The 23,616-nt window shown below is 46.1% G+C and carries 23 protein-coding genes and 2 tRNA genes; 7 read left to right on the top strand and 18 right to left on the bottom strand.

All coding sequences use genetic code 11. The annotated features are described in order from the left end of the window. The first annotated feature begins 18 nt into the window (after positions 1-18). Together trhO and nagA are read left to right on the top strand one after the other, a co-directional pair. Positions 19-927, top strand: a complete 909-nt coding sequence (trhO, locus tag AC9UC2_RS04275; protein ID WP_509525598.1) for an oxygen-dependent tRNA uridine(34) hydroxylase TrhO — start codon at positions 19-21, stop codon at positions 925-927. 9 nt (positions 928-936) lie between these two features. Further along, positions 937-2,031: an N-acetylglucosamine-6-phosphate deacetylase gene (nagA, locus tag AC9UC2_RS04270; RefSeq protein ID WP_509525595.1), complete on the top strand. Its 1,095-nt coding sequence runs from the start codon at positions 937-939 to the stop codon at positions 2,029-2,031. Here the strand turns inward: nagA and AC9UC2_RS04265 are convergent. Continuing rightward, positions 2,024-3,058 (bottom strand): SIS domain-containing protein, encoded by a 1,035-nt coding sequence (locus tag AC9UC2_RS04265; protein WP_509525592.1) that lies wholly within the window; start codon positions 3,056-3,058, stop codon positions 2,024-2,026. The genes nagA and AC9UC2_RS04265 overlap by 8 nt on opposite strands. A gap of 39 nt (positions 3,059-3,097) precedes the next feature. On the opposite strand from AC9UC2_RS04265, the gene AC9UC2_RS04260 reads away from it, so the two are divergent. Beyond that, positions 3,098-3,820: a GntR family transcriptional regulator gene (locus AC9UC2_RS04260; RefSeq protein ID WP_509525590.1), complete on the top strand. Its 723-nt coding sequence runs from the start codon at positions 3,098-3,100 to the stop codon at positions 3,818-3,820. Here AC9UC2_RS04260 and AC9UC2_RS04255 read toward each other — a convergent pair. Beyond that, a complete protein-coding gene (locus AC9UC2_RS04255) occupies positions 3,817-4,494 on the bottom strand; it encodes an N-acetylmannosamine-6-phosphate 2-epimerase (protein WP_509525588.1) in 678 nt (225 codons plus the stop codon). The genes AC9UC2_RS04260 and AC9UC2_RS04255 overlap by 4 nt on opposite strands. A 158-nt stretch (positions 4,495-4,652) precedes the next feature. Here AC9UC2_RS04255 and AC9UC2_RS04250 point away from each other — a divergent pair, with 158 nt between their 5' ends. The 4 genes from AC9UC2_RS04250 (at position 4,653) to AC9UC2_RS04235 (ending at position 8,621) form a co-directional block, all read left to right on the top strand. Continuing rightward, complete coding sequence (locus AC9UC2_RS04250; protein WP_509525586.1) at positions 4,653-5,951, top strand: ABC transporter substrate-binding protein; 1,299 nt, start codon at positions 4,653-4,655, stop codon at positions 5,949-5,951. A 95-nt stretch (positions 5,952-6,046) separates the two neighbouring features. Beyond that, positions 6,047-6,922, top strand: coding sequence for a carbohydrate ABC transporter permease (locus AC9UC2_RS04245; RefSeq protein WP_509526158.1), 876 nt, complete (start codon positions 6,047-6,049; stop codon positions 6,920-6,922). Next, a complete protein-coding gene (locus AC9UC2_RS04240) occupies positions 6,919-7,734 on the top strand; it encodes a carbohydrate ABC transporter permease (protein ID WP_509525584.1) in 816 nt (271 codons plus the stop codon). Before AC9UC2_RS04245 ends, AC9UC2_RS04240 begins: the two co-directional genes overlap by 4 nt. A 2-nt stretch (positions 7,735-7,736) precedes the next feature. Further along, positions 7,737-8,621 (top strand): BadF/BadG/BcrA/BcrD ATPase family protein, encoded by an 885-nt coding sequence (locus AC9UC2_RS04235; RefSeq protein ID WP_509525582.1) that lies wholly within the window; start codon positions 7,737-7,739, stop codon positions 8,619-8,621. Here the strand turns inward: AC9UC2_RS04235 and AC9UC2_RS04230 are convergent. The 16 genes from AC9UC2_RS04230 to AC9UC2_RS04155 form a co-directional block, all read right to left on the bottom strand. Further along, positions 8,614-9,843 carry an acetyl-CoA hydrolase/transferase family protein gene (locus AC9UC2_RS04230; protein WP_509525580.1) on the bottom strand — a complete coding sequence of 410 codons (1,230 nt, stop codon included), beginning with the start codon at positions 9,841-9,843 and terminating at the stop codon, positions 8,614-8,616. The two genes, AC9UC2_RS04235 and AC9UC2_RS04230, sit on opposite strands and share 8 nt — an antisense overlap. Positions 9,844-9,919: 76 nt before the next feature. Then, a tRNA-Glu gene (locus AC9UC2_RS04225) sits at positions 9,920-9,995 on the bottom strand. A gap of 34 nt (positions 9,996-10,029) precedes the next feature. After that, positions 10,030-10,101: transfer RNA gene (locus tag AC9UC2_RS04220), tRNA-Gln, on the bottom strand. Positions 10,102-10,139: 38 nt separating this feature from the next. Next, entirely contained in the window at positions 10,140-11,612 is a 1,473-nt protein-coding gene (gene gltX / locus AC9UC2_RS04215) for a glutamate--tRNA ligase (protein WP_509525578.1), read from the bottom strand. After that, a complete protein-coding gene (locus AC9UC2_RS04210) occupies positions 11,612-12,397 on the bottom strand; it encodes a fumarylacetoacetate hydrolase family protein (protein ID WP_509525576.1) in 786 nt (261 codons plus the stop codon). Before AC9UC2_RS04210 ends, gltX begins: the two co-directional genes overlap by 1 nt. A gap of 15 nt (positions 12,398-12,412) precedes the next feature. Beyond that, complete coding sequence (locus AC9UC2_RS04205; RefSeq protein WP_509525574.1) at positions 12,413-13,690, bottom strand: hemolysin family protein; 1,278 nt, start codon at positions 13,688-13,690, stop codon at positions 12,413-12,415. Continuing rightward, positions 13,687-14,124: an rRNA maturation RNase YbeY gene (ybeY, locus tag AC9UC2_RS04200; RefSeq protein ID WP_509525571.1), complete on the bottom strand. Its 438-nt coding sequence runs from the start codon at positions 14,122-14,124 to the stop codon at positions 13,687-13,689. Before ybeY ends, AC9UC2_RS04205 begins: the two co-directional genes overlap by 4 nt. Then, positions 14,125-15,105 (bottom strand): PhoH family protein, encoded by a 981-nt coding sequence (locus AC9UC2_RS04195; RefSeq protein ID WP_509525568.1) that lies wholly within the window; start codon positions 15,103-15,105, stop codon positions 14,125-14,127. Positions 15,106-15,123: 18 nt separating this feature from the next. Then, positions 15,124-15,471 (bottom strand): histidine triad nucleotide-binding protein, encoded by a 348-nt coding sequence (locus AC9UC2_RS04190; RefSeq protein WP_509525565.1) that lies wholly within the window; start codon positions 15,469-15,471, stop codon positions 15,124-15,126. Between the two features lie 4 nt (positions 15,472-15,475). After that, positions 15,476-16,186 carry a 16S rRNA (uracil(1498)-N(3))-methyltransferase gene (locus AC9UC2_RS04185; protein ID WP_509525562.1) on the bottom strand — a complete coding sequence of 237 codons (711 nt, stop codon included), beginning with the start codon at positions 16,184-16,186 and terminating at the stop codon, positions 15,476-15,478. Next, positions 16,186-17,286 carry a molecular chaperone DnaJ gene (gene dnaJ, locus AC9UC2_RS04180; RefSeq protein ID WP_509525560.1) on the bottom strand — a complete coding sequence of 367 codons (1,101 nt, stop codon included), beginning with the start codon at positions 17,284-17,286 and terminating at the stop codon, positions 16,186-16,188. Before dnaJ ends, AC9UC2_RS04185 begins: the two co-directional genes overlap by 1 nt. Beyond that, positions 17,287-18,021, bottom strand: a complete 735-nt coding sequence (locus AC9UC2_RS04175) for an HrcA family transcriptional regulator (protein ID WP_509525558.1) — start codon at positions 18,019-18,021, stop codon at positions 17,287-17,289. A gap of 14 nt (positions 18,022-18,035) precedes the next feature. Then, on the bottom strand, positions 18,036-19,154 hold the full coding sequence (gene hemW, locus AC9UC2_RS04170; RefSeq protein ID WP_509525556.1) for a radical SAM family heme chaperone HemW: 1,119 nt from the start codon (positions 19,152-19,154) through the stop codon (positions 18,036-18,038). Further along, the gene (lepA, locus tag AC9UC2_RS04165) at positions 19,154-21,034 is read right to left on the bottom strand and encodes a translation elongation factor 4 (protein ID WP_509525553.1); all 1,881 of its coding nucleotides are present in this window, start codon (positions 21,032-21,034) and stop codon (positions 19,154-19,156) included. The genes hemW and lepA overlap by 1 nt, the downstream gene beginning before the upstream one ends. 32 nt (positions 21,035-21,066) lie before the next feature. Next, positions 21,067-21,336, bottom strand: coding sequence for a 30S ribosomal protein S20 (gene rpsT / locus AC9UC2_RS04160; RefSeq protein WP_509525551.1), 270 nt, complete (start codon positions 21,334-21,336; stop codon positions 21,067-21,069). Between the two features lie 75 nt (positions 21,337-21,411). Beyond that, a complete protein-coding gene (locus AC9UC2_RS04155) occupies positions 21,412-23,592 on the bottom strand; it encodes an Rne/Rng family ribonuclease (RefSeq protein WP_509525549.1) in 2,181 nt (726 codons plus the stop codon). Between the last annotated feature and the right edge of the window lie 24 nt (positions 23,593-23,616).

Raw genomic sequence — 23,616 nt, 5'->3', positions numbered from 1 at the left:
AAGCGTTAGAATGCGGTTATGGATCTGGACAAAGTAATTCTGTATTACGGCTTTGCGCCGATTGCAGATACTGATGCCGTAAAGCTGTGGCAGAAGACTTTATGTGAATCCCTCGGAATTAAAGGTCGCATCATTGTTTCTCCTCATGGAATTAATGGAACCTTGGGCGGCAAGATGGAAGACCTTAAGAAGTACGTAAAGGCAACTAAGGCTTATCCCGGTTTCAAGAAAATCGATTTCAAGTGGTCTGATGGAACTGGACAGGATTTCCCTAAATTAAAGATCAAGATTCGTCCAGAACTTGTTGCCTTTGGAAACCCAGATGAAATTAAGGTTGATGCCAATGGTGTCATAGGTGGTGGCGTTCACCTTCGCCCAGAAGAAGTTAACAAGCTAGTTGAAGAACGCGGCGACGATGTTGTTTTCTTTGACGGGCGTAACGCTTTTGAAGCCAAGGTCGGAAAGTTCAAGGACGCAGTTGTTCCAAATGTGGAAACTTCTCATGACTTTCTTGCTGAAATTGAAAGTGGCAAGTACGACCACATGAAGGACAAGCCGATCGTTACTTACTGCACCGGCGGAATCCGCTGTGAAATCCTGTCGGTTGTAATGAAGAACCGTGGTTTTAAAGAGGTTTATCAGATCAAGGGTGGAATCGTTCGCTATGGAAACAAGTTTGGCGATGATGGTTTATGGGAAGGCTCTCTATACACATTTGATGATCGCTTAACAATTGATTTCAGTGATCACACCAAGTTGATTGGCGAATGCGCAGAATGTAACGGTGCCACAAAGCAGTTTAGAAATTGTCAAAAGCCGGAATGTCACCAGCTGGTTTTGCTTTGCGATTCTTGCTATGACACCCACACCGAGCGTCCTTGCAATCACGAGCGCGAAGTTAAGCGCAACCGCGAACTAATCGGTTAACCTCATACAGTGATCATTCAAGCTACTCAGGCAGTTGTGGATGGCTCCTTAGTTGCAGATCTTTGGCTTGAAACTTCAAATGGGGTTATCACCTCTGTTAACTCTGGCAAGCATGACAATCCAGATTCTTTGGTAGATGGTGTATTAATCCCAGGATTTATTGACATTCATTGCCATGGCGGCGGAGGTCATTACTTTTCGGCAGCATCACCTGATGCGATAAACACAGCAATCGCTGCCCATAAGAGAACCGGAACTACCTCATTGGTAGCTTCACTTGTTACTGAAAACATTTCTGATTTGAAGACGCAGATTCAACGACTTGTCCCTTTTTATGATCGTGGAGAAATTCTTGGAATTCACCTAGAAGGGCCATTCCTTTCACATGCTCGATGCGGTGCACACGAACCTTCTCTATTGATTGATCCGACGGTACCGCTGCTTCAAGAGCTAATCGAAGTAGGCCAAGGAGCAATCAAGATGGTCACAATTGCACCTGAACTTCACGGCGCCCAGGATGCGATTGAGTATCTAGTTTCTGTGGGTGTTTTTGCAGCAATTGGACACACTGAAGGTGCTTATCACGATGCTTCTGTGGCAACTGACAATGGCGCTTCAATAGTCACACACTTCCTTAACGCTATGAACAAAGAGGATGCAGACGGAACGATTGCTAATTTCGTCATGAATGATTCACGACTAGCAGTTGAATTGATTGTCGATGGCCATCATCTGCCATATAGCAAGGTGCAAGAACTCTTTGCAGCATTCGGTGCGCGAGTTTTATTGGTTTCTGATGCAATGGCGGCAGCAGGAAATGGCGATGGCACTTACACAATTGGCGCCCTGCCCGTTGAAGTTGTTAATGGAGTTGCGCGACTTACTTCAAATCAAAAACTGGCAGGAAGTACGCTCACAATTTCCCAAGCATTTACCAATCTTATCAACCACTGTGATTTGTCATTGCTACAAGCGGTGCATGCAACTTCGACTCAGCCAGCAAAGGTTTTTGGGCTGGAAGATCGGGGAAATATTGCCGTAGGAAAGCGTGCAGATTTGCTCAGTTACAACAGCGCTACCAATTCAGTAACAGTAATTAGTTAGTCAAAGTTACTTTAGATAAACCAACTGGTGCATCTGGATCAAAACCAGAAGCAACGGCAAATTCCAAAGCAAAACGTTGCAGGACAATTGCATCAACGATGGTTGAAGCAATTTCATCATCACAGTTTGATCCACCAAGAACAATGTCCGTATCGTGCGAATCCCCTGCGTTACCAATCCAAAAAATACGTGAACTTGTCTTGCGTATCTTCACGGTGGCTTCGGTGATTGAATTAGCTGGCATATGTGCGGGTGCGACAATAAAAACTTGTGTTTGTGGTGTCAGCGCTGAAATTGGACCATGCAAGTAATCTGCACTTGAAAGACCCTGAACTGAAATCTTGCAGGTCTCTTGAATTTTTAATGCAGCTTCACGAGCATTTGGATATGCAAATCCTCTGCCCAGAATTACGATTTCCTTATCTCTAGAAGCAGCTTGAACAGCTTGAGTTACTAGATCTGAAGAATTAACCAGTCGGGTAGCTTCAGCAATAATTTGCGAGCCATCAACTTGCTTACCAGTCCAAGCAGCAACCAATAGGTATGAAACTAGCAATTGGGCGTTGTATGACTTTGTCGCAGCAACAGCTAATTCAGGCCCAGCCAGCAGTGAAAAATGGTTATGGGCAATTGTTGCTAATGGTGATTTCGCATCATTTGTCATGGCGATGACGTATGCACTGGCCTGACGGGCTGCGGTTGCGAACTTAACCAAATCCGGTGACTGACCACTCTGACTAATGGCAACAATTAAAGTGTTTGCGTATTTCAGTTCTGCGTCATAAACAGTCACCGATGACGGTGAAGTTAATCCAACCGGTAAACCGATCTGAGTCTCAATTAGGTACTTCAAATAATGGGCTGCGTTATCTGATGTGCCTCTGGCCAAGATAAGTACGGATTGAATCTTCTCTTCGACCAATACATCTTTGACAGCATTGAATGCAGCTTTGTTATCAAAGATTGCCTTAAAGACCTTAGGGGTCTCGGCAATCTCTGCGGCCATAATCGCGCCTAAAGAACTCATGGGCTTATCTTCCCACAAAATTTAAAGTACGCTCTGCGCATGGCGGCCCCGAAAAAATCTGTACCGAAGCATGTAGAGCTAAGAGAAAAGCTCCGTAGTCGCTTTCAACGTATGGCACCGAATTCACTTATCCCATCGGCAAGGGATTTGGCCAAAACATACAAAGTAAGTGCGATGACTGTGCGCCAAGCATTAGTAGCGTTACAGCAAGAAGGAATGATCCATTCTGTGCCTGGATTAGGAACTTTCGTCTCTGATCACCGAATGTCCAAGAGGCTGACATTTGTCTCCTTTAGCCAGGAAGTTATTGAGCGCGGAATGACACCAAGTTCAAAGATAGTTTCAGCCATTAAAACAACGGTAAAAGATCAAGCGATTGCAGATTCTCTCAATATTTCTCTTGGTGATGCGATTTACAAAGTAGAGCGGGTTCGTTTTGCCGACAAGATTCCGATGGCGCTTGAAGAATCGTTTATTTCGGCCTCACTCATCCCTGGTTTACTTGATCAGAACCTCTCGGAATCCTTGTATGACATACTAAAAAACACCTATGAAAAGCCAGTTATGCGTGCAGAATGTGTAGTTTCACCAATAAATCTGACGAAACGTCAGGCAGATCTTTTAGATACTGATGTCAAATCGGCAGCTCTTTGTTTTGTCGTAGTTGCTTATGATGCTCGAGGAAGAGCCCTAGAACGTTGCAACTCTGTAAAGCGTGGCGATCGTTATGACTTTAAGTACAGTATTCAGGCAGAAAGCTAAAGTCCTTCATTTACAAAATATTTTGTTAGCAAATATGGATTAGTAATTGCGGTTCCTACACAAACCGCCCATGCTCCGTTTGAAATAGCGCCTTTGACCTGTTGAGGATTTGCAAATCCACCTTCAGCAATAAGAGGAACTTTCACGACCTTTGAAATCGCAGTTACTAAATCAATATTTGGCAAACCATTAGATGGGATATCTGTGTATCCATTCAAAGTTGTGGCGATTGCTTCAAACCCGAGGGCTTCTGCATTGATTGCATTCTCGATGGAATCTACGTCGGCTAACAAAGGTATGTTTGTATGTTTTCTAACGTTGTTAAAAAATTCCTCTAGCGATACCCCACCATTTCTAGAACGCTGCGTAGCATCGACCGCAATGATATGCGCACCAGCTTTTTCTAGAGCCAGAACATCTTCTACCGTGGGAGTGATATAAACATCCGAGTCGGCCGAATAACTCTTAACTAATCCGATAACCGGTACTTTTACTGAGCTAACTACACGTGCAACATTGTCGATCCCTTGGGCGCGAATTGCTTTTGCACCTGCTAATTCAACAGTCATGGCTTGGGCGGCGATGAACTCAGGAGTATTCATGGGCGTTCCTTCGGAGGCCTGGCACGAAACCACAAGTCCACCCTTTAGCAGAAGGAAAACTGGTGCGACCATAGGCTCATTGTGTAACTGTTCCGTTACCAAATCGCACCCCCTGCCCTCTTGACTTTCCCGAACCTTACTATAGTTTTGCCTCACTGGTCTAGAGCGGTGAAACACCAATCCAGATCGACACCTCACTAGCGTCAAATGACGGGTAAGAAGGAAATGGAATGCGTTTAAAAAAGACTTCGATTGCGCTAGCCACAGCGCTCAGTTTGGTAGTCGGTCTAGCCGTTCTGCCAAATGCAAATGCAGCAACAACTGTAAAGATGGTTTTGTGGCCTGGACCAGAAGGCGATGCAATGCAAAAGGTTGTAGATGCCTACAACTCTTCTCAAGGTAAGAAGGATGGCGTGAATGTGAAGATGATTCTTCTCAGCCGCGACAACACCTTCGCAAAGGAAGCAGCATTGATGAAGGCAAAGTCATCTGAATATGACATTTACTTCACAGCTTCCTACTTAGTAGGACAACACGCGCCTTACCTTTCAGACCTAAAGGGAGTAAAAGACAGTCTTTATCTGAAGGCGTCAGTTAACTCACTCAAGGTTGCTGGAAAGCAGAAGGCACTTCCTCTAGACACAAGTTTGCACTTTATGTACTACCGCAAAGACTTAATCTCATCACTATCTGCCAATGCAGATAAGTACACATCAATCGCTAAGACTGTTCTTGGAAAAGATTTAAAGCCAAATACAAATCCAGCGACATGGACATGGGATGATGCATTAGCTACAGCGGCTTATTTCACACAAAAGTACAACCCAGAATCACCAACTAAGTATGGCTACGCACTTCCTGCCAAGAACTTGTTGTACAACACAATGATCTGGAATGACGTGCTTTGGGGATTGGGTGGAAATTGGTTGAAGAACGGCAAGCCAAACTTAAATACACCAACAGGCAAGGCTGCTATCGATGTGTACAACACCATCTACACAAAGGGCCTTACTTCACCTGACTCATCACAATGGGAGTATGCAGAGACAAATGCAGCTCTAACATCAGGAAATGCAGCGATTGCACTTCAATGGAATGCCGCTTACTCCGAGTTGAGCACAACTGGCGCAACTAAGGATCAGGTCGGTATTGCACCACCACCAGGCAAGGGTCAGCGAACACACGTTCACGCTCTAGCTGTTGGTCTAAACAAGTTCTCAAAGAATCAAGCTGCATCTGCAAAGTGGATGGCCCATCTTGCAACTGTTCCAGCTATGAGAACTTATGCAACAGCAGGAGGAGTTCCATCAATGCCTACAATTCTTAAGGGCATGGTCTCCAAGAATGCATCATTTGCGAACGTCATCGAGTATGCAGGCAAGTTTGGTTACTCCGCCTCAGCAGGACCTCGTGAGTTCGATATCTACGCAGCGCTTGCTGAAGTACTAAGCCCAGCCTGGTCTGGTCAGAAGACATCAGCAGATGTTGCAGCAGCAGCAGATGAGGCAATAAAGAAACTCCAAAAGTAAAGTACGCGTCTTAAGGGGACACAGGATCTAGTGGCTGGTTGTTGTGACCAGCCACTAGATTTCTTTTTGTGAAAAGGGGGTGATTTGAAGTGTCAATGACATTTGGTAGGGAACGTAAAATTGCGGGTTGGCTACTTTCCGCGCCTCTCTTGATCTTGCTCGCAGGGCTTCTTGTTTGGCCTATGTACCTTGGTTTTCAAACCTCAATGACGCATGACATTCTCAGTGATTTCGAAACCTACCCTGTAGGTCTCGAAAATTACAGAAACCTACTGATGGAACCTAATTTTTGGAGTGCCATCCGCTTTACACTGATATTCGCTTTCACTGCATCTATTGTGGAGCTAATTCTAGGATTTGCATTAGCACTTATGTTTGATCGCGTATTCCCAGGTAAGAAGATTCTTTTCTCTTTGATGCTCATTCCTATCATGATTGCACCATCTCTTATGGCAGTGATGTTTCGTTTGATACTGAATGAAAACATTGGCGTGATACCAGGTTTTTTGAAAATCATAGGCTCAAGTTATTCAATATTTGATCAGAACAATATCTTTTTATCTCTAATTGTTCTTGATGTAATCCAATTTACAGCCTTCACCTTTCTTCTAACCTACTCCGCATTACAGAATATGCCCTCTGAGATTTATGAAGCTGCAGCCATTGATGGAGCCAACAAGCGCCAAACTCTATTCAGAATAACAATGCCAATTCTTAAGCCAGCACTTGCTATCGTGTTTTTACTTAGAATTCTTGATTCAATCCGTACTTTTGATTCAATCTATATCCTGACCGGCGGAGGACCAGGAACTTCTACTCAGACGGTAGGAATCTATATTTATAAGACGGCATTCATCTTTGGTGACTTCGGATTAGCCGCTTCAGCAGCAATAGTTCTTGTTTTGATTCTGGCACCATTTATGCCTTTCATAATTAAGCAATTCAATTTGGGAACCGAGAAATCGAAATGAAGAAAAACTGGGGAGTAACCGCAGCAGCAAGTTGCATAGTCTTCATTTTCTTGATTCCACTTTTTGGAGCCCTCTATACATCCCTTCGTACTGATGAAGCAATTGCCTCTGGGCCCTTCGTTTGGGAGTTTGATGCCGATTGGACGCACTATAGAAATGCTCTCGGTGCGGCAGGTTATGACTTTCCTAGCTTCTTTAGAAATAGCATCGTCATCTCGCTGGGTACTGTTGCTCTAACTATATTGGTCAGTTTCCCTGCCTCATATGCCATCGTTCGATTAGGTTTTGGAGGGCCATGGTTGCTGCGGCTCGCTTTGGCTCTACGTATTACACCCGCAATCTTTTTCGTAATTCCTTTCTACAAGTTATTTACCGCCTACAACTTAATCGATTCACCTTTGGCGTTAATTTTGGCGAACTCATTTATTAACATGACATTGGCGCTCTTAGTATTTGCTGGTGCGATTCGTGAGATGCCAATTGAGATAGAAGAGGCAGCTGCGGTCGATGGGGCATCTATTTGGATGACTTTGCGGAGAATCATTCTGCCTTTAATGGGACCGGGACTTGCTGCTGTTGGTGTTTTGACTTTCCTATTCTCATGGTCTGATTACCTCTTTGCAGTGGTGCTGACTTCAAGTGAAGCCACACCTGTAACTGTGGGAGCGGCTAACTTTGTGACCTCCTATGGGGTCCGTTGGGGCGATATCTCAGCAGCTGTCTGTCTATCAATCCTTCCACCGCTAGTATTTGCAACTGCGGCTCAAAAGTATCTCGTCAAGGGATTATCGTCTGGAGCGGTTAAGGGGTAACAATGCTTGTCGTAGATCTCGGCCAATCTGGGTCACGGATCAGATATCAAGGAATTACGACGCAATCCTCCCGAGGAAAGCTAAACGGCGAGACAGTCCTAGATTCTTTTGAAGCAATTTTTTCAAAGCTTCCAAACATATCTGTTGATGAAATCGCACTTTCATGTACTGGATTTAATGGTGTTGTAACCCAACCAGAAAAATACGGACAGTTATGTAAAAAATATTTTAACTCGACCGCAGTTGCAGTAATTGATGATGGGCTTGCCGGATTTGTTGGCGCACTTAATGGCCGCAATGGTGTTGTTTTGTCCATTGGCGGCGGAGTAGTCAGTGTCGGAGGCCGTGAAGGTAAATTTGCCCACCGCGATGGTCTGGGAAGTACATACGGAGATGAAGGTGGCGGTTTCTGGTTAGGTAAGAATGGAATAACTAAAGCGCTAGGTATTCGTCAGGGTCGAGGCGAAGATATCGAGATGCTTAAATATTTTGCAGATGAATGTGCTGCTTTTGATTCACTGACAGTAAAAGACAGCTCAGATGCAGCAACTCTGGCGATTAATTCGGCAAGAAAAGTTCTAGAGGCTGCTGATGCAGGTGTTTCAACTGCAACTGCAATTGTTGATGAAGGTGCGTACTTACTGGCACAAACAGTTATTGCAACCTGGTATGGATGCGGTGGAAGTAAAGCTGATTCACCAGAAATTGTCATTCAAGGCGGACCTGCCAAAAACGCTTCATATTCAACTAAGATCGCTTTAGAGATCAACGCGAAATTACCTAATGCAGTAATTGTTCAATCTGCTGGAGATAACCTAGATGGTGCGACGTGGATTGCGCAGAACATGCATGAAGATGCGCCCCCGCTGTTGATGTGGGCTAGATAAGACCGAACTCAGCAGCTTTTGTGGTTAGCTCTTCGCGAACCGAAGGATGCGCCGCGTTCTTAATAATGTTTAAGGCTTGGTCGTTTTGGCTATGACCAAAGCAGGCGGCTACACCTTGCTCAGTAACAACAAATGAGTGTTGAAAATGTGTCACATTGGCTTGTAAGCGAGGCACGATTGTTGAAACTTCTGCCTTGGGATGCCACGAAGGCAGGGCAACAAATGACTGACCACCGCGGCTGTGTAGCGCTCCTACAATGAAATCGGTTGAACCACCAAAGCCGCTATAAATCTTTCCACGCACATGGCTGGCATTTGCTTGATCAAAGAGATCAACTTCCAATGCGCTATTGATCGATGTCATCTTTGCTTGACGCGCAATCTGGCTTGGATCATTGGTGCGCTCTGTGCGCAACATACGAACCTTCTTGTTTAAATCCAACCACTGATACAGCTCTTGGCTGCCGAAGATAAAGGATGCGGTAATCAAGATCTCGTCATCTAGAGTTCCAGCCGTTGAAAGCTCTAGTACGCCATCTGAAAACATTTCAGTCCAGATGCGCAGGCCTTTACGTTGTTTTAGCGCTAACAAAACCGCGTCCGGTACTCCGCCAATACCTAACTGCAACGTTGAATGATCTTCAACTAAAGCCGCAATACGGCTGCCGATTTCAGCCTGTACATCTGTGATTTGCGTTGCTGGCTTCTCTTGAAGCGGTTCATCGACTTCTACTAAGTAATCGATCTCGCTTTCATATATCTGGGCATCGCCATATGTGTAAGGCATCTGCTTGTTGGATTGGGCGATAACCAATCCCCCATGTGCTCTGGCGGTTTCAATGGCACGGGGCAAAATGTTTACTTCGGTACCAAGACTTACTGTGTCAAAGCGTTGCTGTGATGTGTGAATGAAAACAACATCTGGGCGATAGAAATTTCGAATCAAAACTGGAAGTAAAGATAAACGTGATGGAATGTATTCCAGACGTGCGTGATTGCGCATTGCAGGACCTACAAATGCGCTCTCGTAGGTAATACCTGTGCGATCTGGAATTCCGCTGCCATGGGCGTTTAGCATATGAAGTTTGAATTCGGGGATTACCTCATCTGCTATTGAAAGCAAGATCTTTGGTGTAGAAAAGTTTCCAGATGCAATGATTCGTGGATTACTTGGCAAATTAGCAAGAATACTTTTTAGTTGTTCTGTATTGATCACTCGCATGTATTAAACCTATCGCGCGATGCAAAACAAAAATCTCTCTTCTCGCACATTTGCTGTGTGAGAAGAGAGATATCAGTGGTAGCCCCGAAGGGATTCGAACCCTCGTAGCTGGCTTGAGAAGCCAGAGTCCTAGGCCGCTAGACGACGGGGCCCTAGTCCATATTTTTTCTTTACATCTGTACTGCGCTGGGGTACCAGGACTCGAACCTAGACTTACTGAACCAGAATCAGCAGGGCTGCCAATTACCCCATACCCCAAGGTCTGCACCTTGCAATGGCAAAGAATACCAGCGGTTTTAGAGCGCCAATCCCGCGTTAATACGCAGTAAACAGGCCTCTTTACCCAGTAATTCCATTGATTCAAAAAGCGGTGGCGAAATTGTGCTGCCAGTGGTCGCAATACGTAATGCGGTAAATGCGATACGAGGTTTCAATGCCATCTCTTCAATCAATGATGCACGAAGCACAGCTTCGATGTTTGCATGGGTCCAATCAGAAACTGTTTCTAGCTCCTTGACTGAACGCTTCAAGATCTCCTTAGAAGCATCATCGGTAATCTTTGAAACAGATTCGGCCTCTACGGCAAAGTTCTTGGTGAACAGGAACTTGAGCATCTTTGGAACTTCATTCAGCATGATGATTCGCTCTTGAATAATCGGAAGCGCCTTCTTGACCAATGCGATTTCGGCATCAGTACCTGTGATGACATCTGCCTTTGTCAAAAATGGCAAGGACCACTTCAAGAATTCATCCAGCGTCAACGCACGGATCTTGTCACCATTGATTGCTTCTAGCTTTTTCATGTCAAAACGGGCGGGTGAACTGTGAACCTTTTCAACGGTAAACATTTCTGTTAGCTGCTTCATGGTGATGTTCTCTAGATCATCTCCGGGAGACCAACCAAGCAGAGCTAAGTAATTACAGATCGCCTCTGGCAAGAAGCCCATTTCGCGATACCACGCGATAGAAACTTCGCCATTGCGCTTTGAAAGTTTTGCATTGTCCTGACCCATAACAAATGGAAGGTGAGCAAACACTGGGTAATCCTCAAGCTTTACGCCCATCGCCTGGTACACGCGAATCTGGCGTGGAGTTGATGACAGTAAATCTTCACCGCGCAGAACATGTGTCACCTTCATCAAGACGTCATCGACTGCAACCGCCAATGTGTACAGAGGTGAACCATCCGCGCGAACCAACACGAAATCAGGAACAAAGTTGTGATCGAAGGTGACGTCTCCACGAATTAAATCGGTGAAAGTTGTGCTGCCATCAGGCATACGCATACGCACTACTGCCCCGCGGCCTTCTGCCTTGTAGCCAGCGATCTGCGCATCCGTTAGATCACGGCAATGTCCGTTGTAACCAGGTGCGACATTTGCTTTGCGCTGTGCTTCACGAACTGCTTCTAATTCATCAGGTGAGCAGTAGCAATGGTAAGCATCCTTTTGATCGAGAAACTTTTGCGCCCAATGTGCATAGATATCTAAACGTTGCGACTGAAGGTAAGGACCGTTATCGCCACCAACTTCTGGGCCCTCATCCCAATCTAGGCCGAGCCACTTTAAAGTATCGATTGCTGCGTTGATGTACTCATCTGTAACGCGAGTAGTGTCGGTATCTTCGATGCGGAACAAGAACGTTCCACCAGTGTGTCTGGCATAGGCCCAATCAAACAAAGCGGTGCGAATGTTTCCGACATGTAGATCACCGGTTGGAGATGGTGCGAAGCGAACTTTTACTCGTGTTGAAGAATTATCTAGCGACATTACTTTGCACTCACCTTGTTAGTTAGTTCGCCAAGACCTTCGATAGCCATAGTTGCTTTTTCACCAGCGACCATTGGGCCGATACCCGCTGGGGTTCCGGTCAAAATGATGTCACCTGGTAACAGCGTCATTACACGAGAAACAAAGTTAACAATTGTTGGAACATCAAAGATCATGTCGCTAATCTGGGCAGATTGCTTTAGCTCGCCTGCAATTGTTGCAGTGATCTTTTGAGTGCCAGGAATAAAGTCGGTATCAACCCAAGGGCCGATTGGACAAAAGGTGTCAAAGCCCTTTGCACGGGTCCATTGACCATCCTTCTTTTGAATATCGCGCGCAGTTACATCATTTGCGATTGTGTAACCAAAGATCACATCGTTAACACGTTCTATTGGTACATCTTTACAAATTCGACCAATAACGATTGCAAGCTCGGCTTCATGATCGATGCGCTCTGACATATCTGGCCACACGATTGTGTCGTTAGGACCGATCACAGATGTGTTTGGCTTTAAGAAAATGATTGGCTCGTCAGGAACTACCCCACCCATTTCAGCTGCGTGATCGGCGTAGTTCTTGCCAACGCAAACAACCTTTGATCTAGGAATGATGGGCGCTAATAGGCGAACCTTGTTTAATTCAATCTTCGCGGCAGTCTTTTGGATGCCTGAATAAATTGGATCTCCGCTGATGATGCTGATGGTCGCATCGTCTTCAAGGACGCCAAAGAGGGGATCTTGGCCTAAGCCAGCGTCAGGACCGGGGGTGAATCGAACAATGCGCATTGCACAATTCTATCGTTACTCGGCGTCTTCAATCTCTTCTTCAAGCCGTTCAACCAAGACAGATGAAATTCTGCGTCGACGCCCCTGTGGGCGCTCTGAAGTGATTGCCCAACCTTCCCAAGAAATAGTCGATCCAGCGATTGGAACTCGGCCTAATTTCTGCGCCATTAATCCACCAACACTGTCAATATCTTCATAATCGCTTTTTTCAATTTCAATCTTTAGTTCATCAGCTAAATCTTCAATGTGTAGCGATGCTCGTGCACGGGCCTTATCTTCTGAAAGCCAGACAAACTCTTCGTCAGCATCATCAAATTCGTCTTCAATTTCGCCCACAATTTCTTCGATGATGTCTTCAATTGTGATGATTCCAGCGGTGCCGCCGTATTCATCGACAACGATTGCAAGGTGAATCTGGTTCTTCTGCATCTCCTTTAGCAAATCATCTGCCATCTTAATTTCAGGTACAAAGCTGGCAGGGCGCATGTGCATTTCAATTGTTTCACTCTGCTCGGCTTCGTGATGATCCAGGGCTCGCTTTGCTAGATCTTTCACATACACAATTCCAACAATGTTATCGATGCTGTCGCCGATAACTGGGATACGTGAATATCCGCTTCGCAAAGCTAGCGATAAACCTTGACGCAAGCTCTTATCTTTTTCCACCCACACCATGTCGGTACGTGGCACCATGAGTTCCCGAACAATAGTGTCACCTAGTTCAAATACCGAGTGAATCATCTCGTGCTCATCAGATTCCACTAAGCCACGTTCATGTGCCTGATCTACCAAGTCACGAAGTTCGGCTTCAGAGGTAAATGGACCAGAACGAAAACCCTTACCTGGCGTTAAAGCATTTCCAACTGAAATAAGAATCTTTGTAACTGGGCCCAATAAGAAAGCCATTCCGTAGGCCACGATGATTCCGTAGCGCGCGTATTTGTGTGGCTGTTGCTTGCCTAGAGTTCGAGGTCCGACACCTACGACAACGTATGAAAGCACAACCATGATTGCAACGGTTAGCGCCATAGCTTGGGCTGACGAATAATTGCGCAGCAAAATAACCGCCAGCAATACCGTTGCAGTGAATTCACAGAGCTTGCGAACAAGCAGAATTACGTTGAGGTAGCGAGCGGGTTGGGCGCTGTATTTACGCAGCAATGCTCCCCCGCGCTTGCCTTCTAGTTCATCAATCACCACACGTGAAATTGAAGTAAGTGCTGATTCGCTCGCGGCAAGAAACCCTGCAAACATAAGCAGAAGAATGATGCTAACTATTGCTATCGGACTCATGATCTCTTTTCCCAGTCGGTGACTATTTTTTCCTGTAGTTCAAACATAACCTTTTCTTCGGTTTTGTCAGCATGGTCGTAACCAATAATGTGAAGCAAACCATGTGTAGCCAAGATGTAAATCTCGTGTTCAGTTGAATGTCCTTGGGTTAAGGCCTGAGCTGCGGCAACAACTGGGCTAATCACAATGTCCCCAAGAGTTACCGCTTCACCTGGTTCTTCAGGCATATCCATTGGAAATGACAAAACATCAGTAGTTCCTGGCTCATCCATCCATTTGATGTGAAGCTCGGTCATGTAATCATCTTCCACGAAAGCGATGTTCAAATCGCAATCAGGATTTAGATCCAACGCAGTCATTGCGTGTGTCATCAGGGAGGTCATTTCAGCGGTTGGAACTAGCTGGCCTGAAGTATTAGTAACTTCAATTGTCATTTATTTCCGAATCGGACGCAATGCTTGTCGTTGTTCATCAAATTTGTCATAAGCCCTAACGATGTCGCCAATCAAGCGGTGGCGTACAACATCTTCGGCGGTTAGTTCCAGGAATGCGATGTCATCAATATCTTTCAAGATATCTCTAATCACGCGAAGACCTGAATTTTGACCATTAGGTAGATCGATCTGAGTTACATCTCCTGTAACAACCATCTTTGAACCAAAGCCAAGACGAGTTAAAAACATCTTCATCTGTTCCGGTGTGGTGTTTTGAGCTTCATCCAAAATCACAAAAGCATCGTTTAATGTGCGACCGCGCATATAAGCAAGAGGTGCAACTTCGATAACACCTGACTGCATTAAGCGTGGAATTGAATCGATATCGATCATGTCATGCAGCGCGTCAAATAATGGGCGCAGGTATGGATCAATCTTTTCGCTAAGAGTTCCTGGCAAGAAACCAAGGTGTTCCCCTGCTTCAACTGCAGGACGGGTCAAGATTATTCTGTTGATCTTCTTGGCATTTAACGCAGCAACTGCCATCGCCATTGCAAGGTAAGTCTTACCGGTACCAGCTGGGCCAATTCCGAAGGTAATTGTGTGATCTTCAATTGCATCAACGTAGCGCTTTTGGTTTGCAGTCTTTGGGCGAATTGTTCGTCCACGGTTGCTCACAATGTTAAGCGACATAACTTCTGCTGGGTGATCAACTGGTTCATGTTCTAGCATTTCGATGGCGCGAGTAACTGCGTCCACATTCAAAATATTGCCGCTGCGAATAACAACCATCAGCTCGCTGAATAGATTCTCTAGCCTCGCACAATCGGCGTGTGGGCCACGTAAAGTGATTTCATTTCCGCGAACAGTGATGTTGACCGAAGGAAATGCCGCTTCGATTGTTCGTAGATTGTCATCATGCGGACCAACCACAGCAACCATAGGAATGGCGGTAGGTACGGTGATTAGCGTTCGCTCCATATGCGGGTAAATCTATCTTTAACCGGGTGGCCATGCCATCGGACGCCCGCCCAAAAGGTGCAGGTGAGCGTGGAAAACCGTTTGGCCAGCGTCTTCGCCGGTGTTAAAGACAGTTCGGTAGCCGTTTAGTCCCCGCTCTTTGGCGATCTGATCTGCGGCCAAGAAAAGGTCTGCGGTAATGGTCGCGCTATTGCGAGCAACCCCTGCCGCGTTTTCAGTGTGAAGCGTTGGAATCAACAAAACATGGGTTGGTGCTTGCGGATTCAGATCATTAAATGCGACCACGTTTTCGTTGCGCAGAACGATGTCAGCGGGGATTTCACCTTCAATAATTTTGCAGAAGATGCAGTTGGGATCTAAAGCCACGTAATTACCATACCTTCAAAAGTGCAGAAACTGCCGAAACCGCTGCGATACCAGCGTGCGCCGAACGCAAGATAGGGCGACCCATCAAAGCAACCTTTGCACCAGCTGCTTCAAAGGCAGCAAGCTCTTCATCAGTGATTCCACCTTCGGGTCCAATAATGATCAAAAGGGTTTGCACGTTGTGCGAAGAAACTTGATCTGACAGTTTTTGGGTTGCACTTTCGTGGAAAACAATTGCTAAATCGCTTAAATTAATTGCTTCACAAATTTGTGATGTTGTTGCAATTTCTGTGACTTCTGGGATTCTAAAGCGACGAGATTGTTTACTTGCTTCACGTGCTGTGATTGCAAACTTATCGGTGCCTTTCCCAATGCTGCGGCTGGCTACCCACGGAACAATTCGATCAACACCGGATTCAGTTAAAAGCTCAATCGCCTCTTTTGCACGATCACCCTTGGGAAGTGCCTGCACAACTGTGATCGTTGTTGCTAACGCCTCTTGGTAACCAGAATCAAGCACTTGCACTTGCATAGATTTCTTGGAAACTTCAATGGCCTTTACTTGTGACCAGGTGCCTTTACCATCGCTAAGCATGAATTCAGCGCCAGGTTGCATTCGCAAAACACGAATTGCATGGTTGGCATCCTCATTAGCAAATTCATAATGTGCGCCCACTGTCGTAGGTAGATCCTCTACGAAAAAGAGTGTGAACATTACTTGTTAAACACTCCCTTGATCTTGCCAAAGATTGAACCATCTTGGCCTTTAACATGAGCATCGCTGGATTTTTCACCACGAATTTCAGCGAATTTACGAAGCAGTGTTTCTTCTTCTTTGCTCAGTTTTGTTGGCGTATTAACTTCAATATGTACGACCAAGTCACCGCGATCCCCGCGGCGTAAACGGGTCATTCCTTTACCCTTGATAACAACAGGTGTTCCGCTTTGTGTTCCCGATTTAATGTTTACATCAACTGGACCATCAAGTGATTCAACTGTGACTGTCGTGCCAAGTGATGCTGCCACCATGCTGATGTCTAATTGCATGTGCAGCGTGTCACCTTCACGAACTAAGTACTGGTGAGGTTCTTCAACGATTTCTACGTAGAGATCTCCTGCAGGTCCACCGCCAGCACCAACTTCTCCGCGGCCAGACATTTGAATTCTGTTTCCAGTTTCAACACCGGCTGGAATCTTTACATCAATTGTTTGGCGGCTACGTACGCGACCTTCGCCAGCACATTCACGACAAGGACTCTTGATAACGCTGCCATATCCTTGGCAGGCATTACATGGACGCGATGTCATTACTTGGCCAATAACTGAACGCACTACTTGTTGTGTTTCACCGCGTCCCTTACAGCTAAGGCAAACTTCTGGATGATCGCCATCTAAACATCCTGTGCCGGTGCACTTAGGGCAAACTACGGCAGAATCAACGGTGATTTCGCGTTCTGTTCCAAAGCATGCTTCATTCAGATCTACTTGAATGCGAATAAGTGAATCTTGACCTGCACGTGTGCGTGGTCGTGGACCACGAGATCCACCGCCACCAAAGAATGCATCCATGATGTCGCTAAATCCACCACCAAAGTTGGCACCACCAAATCCGCTGCCACCCATGTCATAGCTCTGACGCTTTTGTGGATCACTTAAAACATCGTAAGCCTCGGTGACCTCTTTGAACTTTTCTTGAGTATGAGGATCAGGATTTACGTCAGGGTGCAGTTCGCGGGCAAGTTTGCGATACGCCTTTTTAATTTCATCAGCTGTTGCACCCTTAGAAACACCTAAAGTTTGGTAATGATCAGCCACTTATGCACCTTCATTAATGAAGCGACCAACGTAACGAGCAACTGCATCAACTGCTGCAATCGAACCTGCGTAATCCATTCGGGTAGGCCCTAGAACACCAACTGCACCTATTTGTGCTGACTCCATGCCATAACCAACAGTTACTAAGGAAGTTGCTTGTAGGTTTGCTTCAGTCTGCTCACTACCGATTCGAACGTGCACAGTTGGATGAACTTCATTGAGCAAACTTAATAAAACAACTTGTTCTTCAAGTGCTTCAAGGATCGGTGAAAGGGTTAAGCCCATATTGTCACCTGATCGTGCTAAATGCGCAGTGCCAGAAATTGCCATCTTGTCACGGCTTGGCTGCTCTCCAAGAATTGGGTAGGTAACAACAGCAACCTGCTTTGTAATATCTGCCAATAACTTTGCAGACTTTTTGAGCAACTCTTCTAAGTCATTTGAACCCTCAAGAAAAGTTTCAATCGCACGGCGTTCGGCACCTGACAACGGCTTAACTGTTGCCAACTTGTCTACGAATACGCGATAGCCAAGATCAGTTGGAATGCGACCAGCACTTGTATGAGGCTGAATGATCAAACCTTCATCTTCAAGGACAGCCATTTCATTTCGAATCGTGGCAGGTGAAATTCCTAGACCATGGCGATCGGCAATAGATTTTGAGCCGACAGGTTCTTGGGTCGCAACGTACTCATCGACAATTGCGCGGAGGATTTCAAGACGACGTGATGACATTTGCGCTAAGCGTACTAGATAGTTATTTCTCGCACGATTCGATCTGCGATCAAGCGCCCCGCAGGGCTCAAGACAACGCGATCATCACGCAGTTCGACAAAGCCATTTTCACGATACACCGCTAATACCTCCATTTGCATAGGTTCTAGCAGCTCTAAAGCAAGACCTTCGCGCATGCGAATTCCGAGCAAAATTGATTCATCTTTGATTTGTTCTTTAGTCAGCTGTTCACTGTCTAACACTGGTGATTCTCCAGCAAATACTTTTTGCTTATACGTAGTTGGGTGTTTAACATTCCAGAAACGTCGCGCGTCAACATGTGAATGCGCACCTGGTCCTAGTCCCCACCAATTCTTGTTCTGCCAGTAAGCAATGTTGTGGCGACATTGGTGTCCTGGTTTTGACCAATTTGAAAGTTCATACCAAGTTAAACCCTTGGCTTCACACATGTGATCCACCAATAAGTACATATCTGCCATCAAATCATCGTTGGGCATTGTTAAATCCCCGCGCTTGATTTGTGCAGCTAACTTAGTTCCGGTTTCAACAATTAATGCATAAGCGCTGATGTGATCGATATCCAAGGACAGCGCGGCCTGAACTGTCTCGCGCCAATCTTCTAGGCTTTCACCTGGTGTTCCGTAAATCAGATCCACGCTGATTGATTGAAAACCTGCAGCCCTTGCCATAGTGATTGCTTTTTCAACATTGGCTGGATTGTGGGTTCGATCTAGCGCGGCTAAAACATGTGGCTTTGCAGATTGCATTCCAAATGAAATTCGATTAAAACCTACTTCAAGGTATCTGGCCAACTTCTCTTGCGTTACTGAATCTGGATTGGCTTCTAGCGTGATTTCACAGTCAGCGGCCAAACCATTACGTGCTTTAACCGCGGCAATCACCCGGCCCAAATCATCGGCTGGTAGCAACGATGGCGTACCGCCACCAAAGAATATTGTTGGGACAACATCTGTTGGAGCGGCATCTAATTCGCGCAAAACAGCATCAATGTAATCGTTGCTAACGATTTCTAGCGTTGCACCATCTTGTAGCTCTGATGGAGTGTAAGTATTAAAGTCGCAGTAGCCGCAGCGCTTAATGCAGTACGGAATATGTACATAAAAAGAGAGCATTATTGCCCTGCTTTGCGAGCAGCCTTAATCTGTTCAATATCTGCATCAGTAGCAAGGGCTGCAACGAAAGCTTCTTGTGGCACTTCAACGCGTCCCACCATCTTCATGCGCTTCTTACCCTCTTTTTGCTTTTCTAGAAGCTTACGCTTACGTGAAATATCTCCACCATAACACTTAGCCAAAACATCTTTACGGATAGCACGAATACTTTCACGGGCAATAATGCGAGCACCGATTGCCGCCTGAATAGGAACTTCGAACTGTTGACGAGGAATTAGTTCGCGAAGTTTTCCGGTCATCATCACGCCATATGCGTACGCCTTGTCGCGGTGAACAATTGCGCTAAATGCGTCAACCGCTTCACCTTGTAACAAGATGTCGACCTTGACCAGATTTCCCTCGGCATCGCCCTTTTCTTCATAATCCAATGATGCATAACCCTTGGTGCGACTCTTCAATTGATCAAAGAAATCGAAAACGATTTCAGCCAGCGGCAAGTCATAGCGAATCTCAACGCGATCTTCAGAGATGTAATCCATACCCAACAAAACGCCGCGGCGATCTTGGCAGAGCTCCATGATCGTTCCGATGAAATCAGAAGGAGCCAGGATTGTTGATTTAACAATTGGCTCAAATACAGCAGCAACCTTGCCATCTGGAAATTCTGATGGGTTGGTAACTCGTACCTGCTTGCCATCCTCCATATTGACGTTGTACACAACGTTAGGAGCGGTAGAAATAAGGTTCAGTTTGTGTTCGCGCTCTAGTCGCTCGCGCACGATTTCCATGTGAAGCAAACCTAAGAAACCGCAACGGAAACCAAAACCAAGAGCGGCCGAGCTTTCTGGCTCATAAACAAGTGCAGCATCGTTGAGCTGTAACTTATCTAGCGCTTCGCGAAGGATAGGAAAATCTGCACCATCTAGTGGGAACAAACCAGAAAACACCATTGGCTTTGGATCTTTATAGCCAGACAGTGCCGACTTAGTTGGATTGTTATAAGTCGTAATTGTGTCGCCAACACGTGATTGTCGAACATCTTTTACACCTGTAATTAAATAACCTACTTCACCTACGCCAAGGCCCTTGCCGGCAATTGGTTCCGGAGAAATAACACCAACTTCTAGCGCTTCGTGGCGAACTCCAGTAGAAAACATTTGGATTTGTTCGCGTGGAGATAAATGTCCGTCGACTACACGAACATAAGTAACAACACCGCGGTATGAGTCATACACAGAATCAAAGATCAATGCACGTGCTGGTGCATTTGGATCTCCTACTGGTGCCGGAATCTGGGCAACAATTTGGTCCAATAAATCTGCAACGCCATCGCCAGTTTTTCCAGATACACGTAAGCAATCTTCTGGTTGGCAGCCAATCAACTTGGCAAGCTCTGCCGCAAACTTTTCTGGTTGTGCATTTGGCAGATCGATTTTATTGAGCACTGGAATAATTGTTAGATTGTTTTCCATCGCTAGATAAAGGTTTGCAAGAGTCTGGGCTTCAATTCCTTGTGCGCAGTCGACGAGCAAAACCGCGCCTTCACATGCTGCTAGCGAGCGCGATACTTCGTAAGTAAAGTCAACGTGTCCAGGAGTATCGATCATGTTCAAGATGTATTCCTGGCCATCTAAAGATGAACGCCACGGCAAACGAACCGCTTGGGATTTAATTGTGATTCCGCGTTCGCGTTCGATATCCATGCGGTCTAGATACTGCGCGCGCATGTTGCGAGCTTCTACAACTTCGGTAATGCCCAACATGCGATCGGCAAGAGTTGATTTACCGTGATCAATGTGGGCAATGATGCAGAAGTTACGAATCTGCGCCGGATTGGTTGCTGCTGGTTGTGGCGCCTTAGCAAGTGAAATTGCAGGCATGAACCTAGCCTCGCTTTAAATTAGTAAAGGGATTAACGTGCGCCGGCTTTGGCAGCTGCCTTAGCCATTGAAGACTTCTTGTTAGCTGCTGAGTTCTTGTGAAGAACACCCTTTTGCACTGCGACATCTAGTGACTGTGATGCAGCGCGTAGCTCTGTCGTGATCGCAGCTGAATCGCCTGCAGCGACAGCATCGCGGAACTTACGGACGGCGGTCTTGATAGATGAGCTCACAGACTTGTTGCGAAGGCGTGCCTTCTCGTTGGTCTTGATGCGCTTGATCTGAGACTTGATATTTGCCACGTGCGTAGTTCTCCGAACTTTAGGTTGAGGGGTAAGGGTACCGATTTGAGCTCTGATGCTCAAATCGGGCTCCTGTTATGCGGTAATGATTCCTGAGGATGATGCGCGGCGGCGCTTTCGCCCACCGGCCTTTACTTCGACCTTTGGCTCAGCTGCCACGGGCTCTGAATTCAACGATTCATGGAATTCGTGCTCGGTTGCGTCCTTTTCATCGGCATCTTCATGCTGTGATGAAGGCGTATCAAGCTGAGGCATTGGTGCCTTCATCTTTACTGGCTCCATATGAATATGAATTCCGCGTCCGCTACATGAATCACATGTAGTTGAGAAAGCTTCAATCAGTCCTTGGCCAACACGCTTACGTGTCATCTGAACTAAACCAAGTGAAGTAACTTCTGCGACCTGGTGCTTCGTGCGATCGCGTCCAAGGCATTCAACTAATCGACGCAATACCGCTTCACGGTTTGATTCAAGAATCATATCGATGAAGTCGATAACAACGATTCCACCTAAGTCGCGCAGACGAAGTTGGCGTGCAATTTCTTCTGCAGCTTCCAAGTTGTTCTTAGTAACTGTCTCTTCCAGGTTTCCACCCTTACCGATGAACTTACCGGTGTTAACGTCAATAACAACCATTGCTTCGGTACGGTCGATAACAAGTGATCCACCAGAAGGTAGATACACCTTGCGATCAAATGCCTTTGCAAGTTGTTCTTCAACGCGGAAGTCAGCAAACAAATCGCCGTTTCCGGTGTACTTCTCAATTTTCTGAGTTAACTCTGGTGCAATAAATCCAAGGTAACTTGTGACTTCATCCCAAGCAGTTGCGCCCTGAACAGTTAGCTTGCGGAAATCTTCATTGAAAATATCGCGAATAACTCGAACAGCTAAGTCTGGCTCTTGATACAAAGCAGCAGGCGCGTGGAAGTTTGGATTCTGGCTCTTTGCATAAATGTCTTCCCATTGAGCCTTCAAGCGTGCGACATCATTGGTTAGATCTTCTTCGCTAACACCTTCAGCTGCTGTGCGAACAATGACGCCAGATTCTTCAGGGATTAAGTTCTTCAAAATCGACTTCAAACGTGTGCGCTCTTCTTCAGGAAGGCGCTTTGAGATTCCAGACATTCCACCACCAGGAACAAAGACAACATGTCGCCCAGGTAGTGAAATTTGGCTAGTTAAACGTGCACCTTTTTGGCCAATTGGATCCTTAGTTACTTGAACTAATACTGGCTGGCCAGTCTTTAAAACAGTTTCGATCTTTCGTGGCTGTGATTCAGAGATACCTGCAGCATCCCAATTAACTTCACCTGCGTACAAAACTGCGTTACGGCCCTTACCGATATCAACGAAAGCTGCTTCCATAGAAGGTAGAACGTTCTGCACGCGACCTAGGTAAACGTTTCCAACGTAAGAAACATTGCTATTGCGGTTTACATAGTGTTCGACCATGACGCCATCTTCGATAACGGCGATCTGGGTGCGATCTGCAATCTGACGAACAAGCATTTCGCGGTCAACATTTTCGCGACGAGCTAAGAATTCCCCATCAGTAATAATTGTTCCGCGCTTGCGGTATGGCTCGCGGTATTCGCTACGTCCACCACGGTCATTGCGGTCGTAACGATCATTACGGTCATTACGATCACGACGGTTACGGTTATTGCGGTCATTACGATCTGTACGTGCTGGACGCTCTGGTCGCTCGCGCTTTTCGCGAACCTTAACAACGGTTATGACGCCATCCTCTTCGATGGTTTCTCCGGGTGTTACGCCTTCGCCAGTTGCGCGACGGCGACGGCGGCGGCGGGTTGAAGTTGCACCCTCTGCTGAATCCTCATCGCTACTTTCTTCACTTGAATCTTCGTCAGAATTTTCTGTATTTGTTGCGTCTAAAGAACCTGGCTTGCGACGACCACGGCCACCACGACGGCGACGGCGATTACGGTTACCGCGCTCTTCAGAATCAGATCCAGCGCCTTCGGTGCTAGTAACTTTCTCTGCAGCCTCTTTTGGTTCAGCGCTATCACCCTGCGATGTGGCTTTCTTACCTGCCGACTTCTTAGCTGGCTTGCTTGCAGTTTCTTTCTTTGCAGCTGGCTTTTCAGGTGCTGCTTGAAAAATAGGGACCGGAATTGCTGCGGCCTTCTTACGAGTTGTCTTCTTTTCTTCAGTTGTTTCAGTAACTGGAGCATCAGCTTTTGCCGATGCTTTCTTAACCGCACGCTTGCGCGGTGTTTTAGGCTCAATCGCCATGGCACCAAATCCTTTATGCCCCTT

The sequence above is a fragment of the Candidatus Planktophila sp. genome, from assembly GCF_036734405.1.
Taxonomy (GTDB): domain Bacteria; phylum Actinomycetota; class Actinomycetes; order Nanopelagicales; family Nanopelagicaceae; genus Planktophila.
The sequence above is the reverse complement of the archived record's forward strand: the minus strand, read 5'-3'. Positions and strand labels throughout refer to the sequence as shown.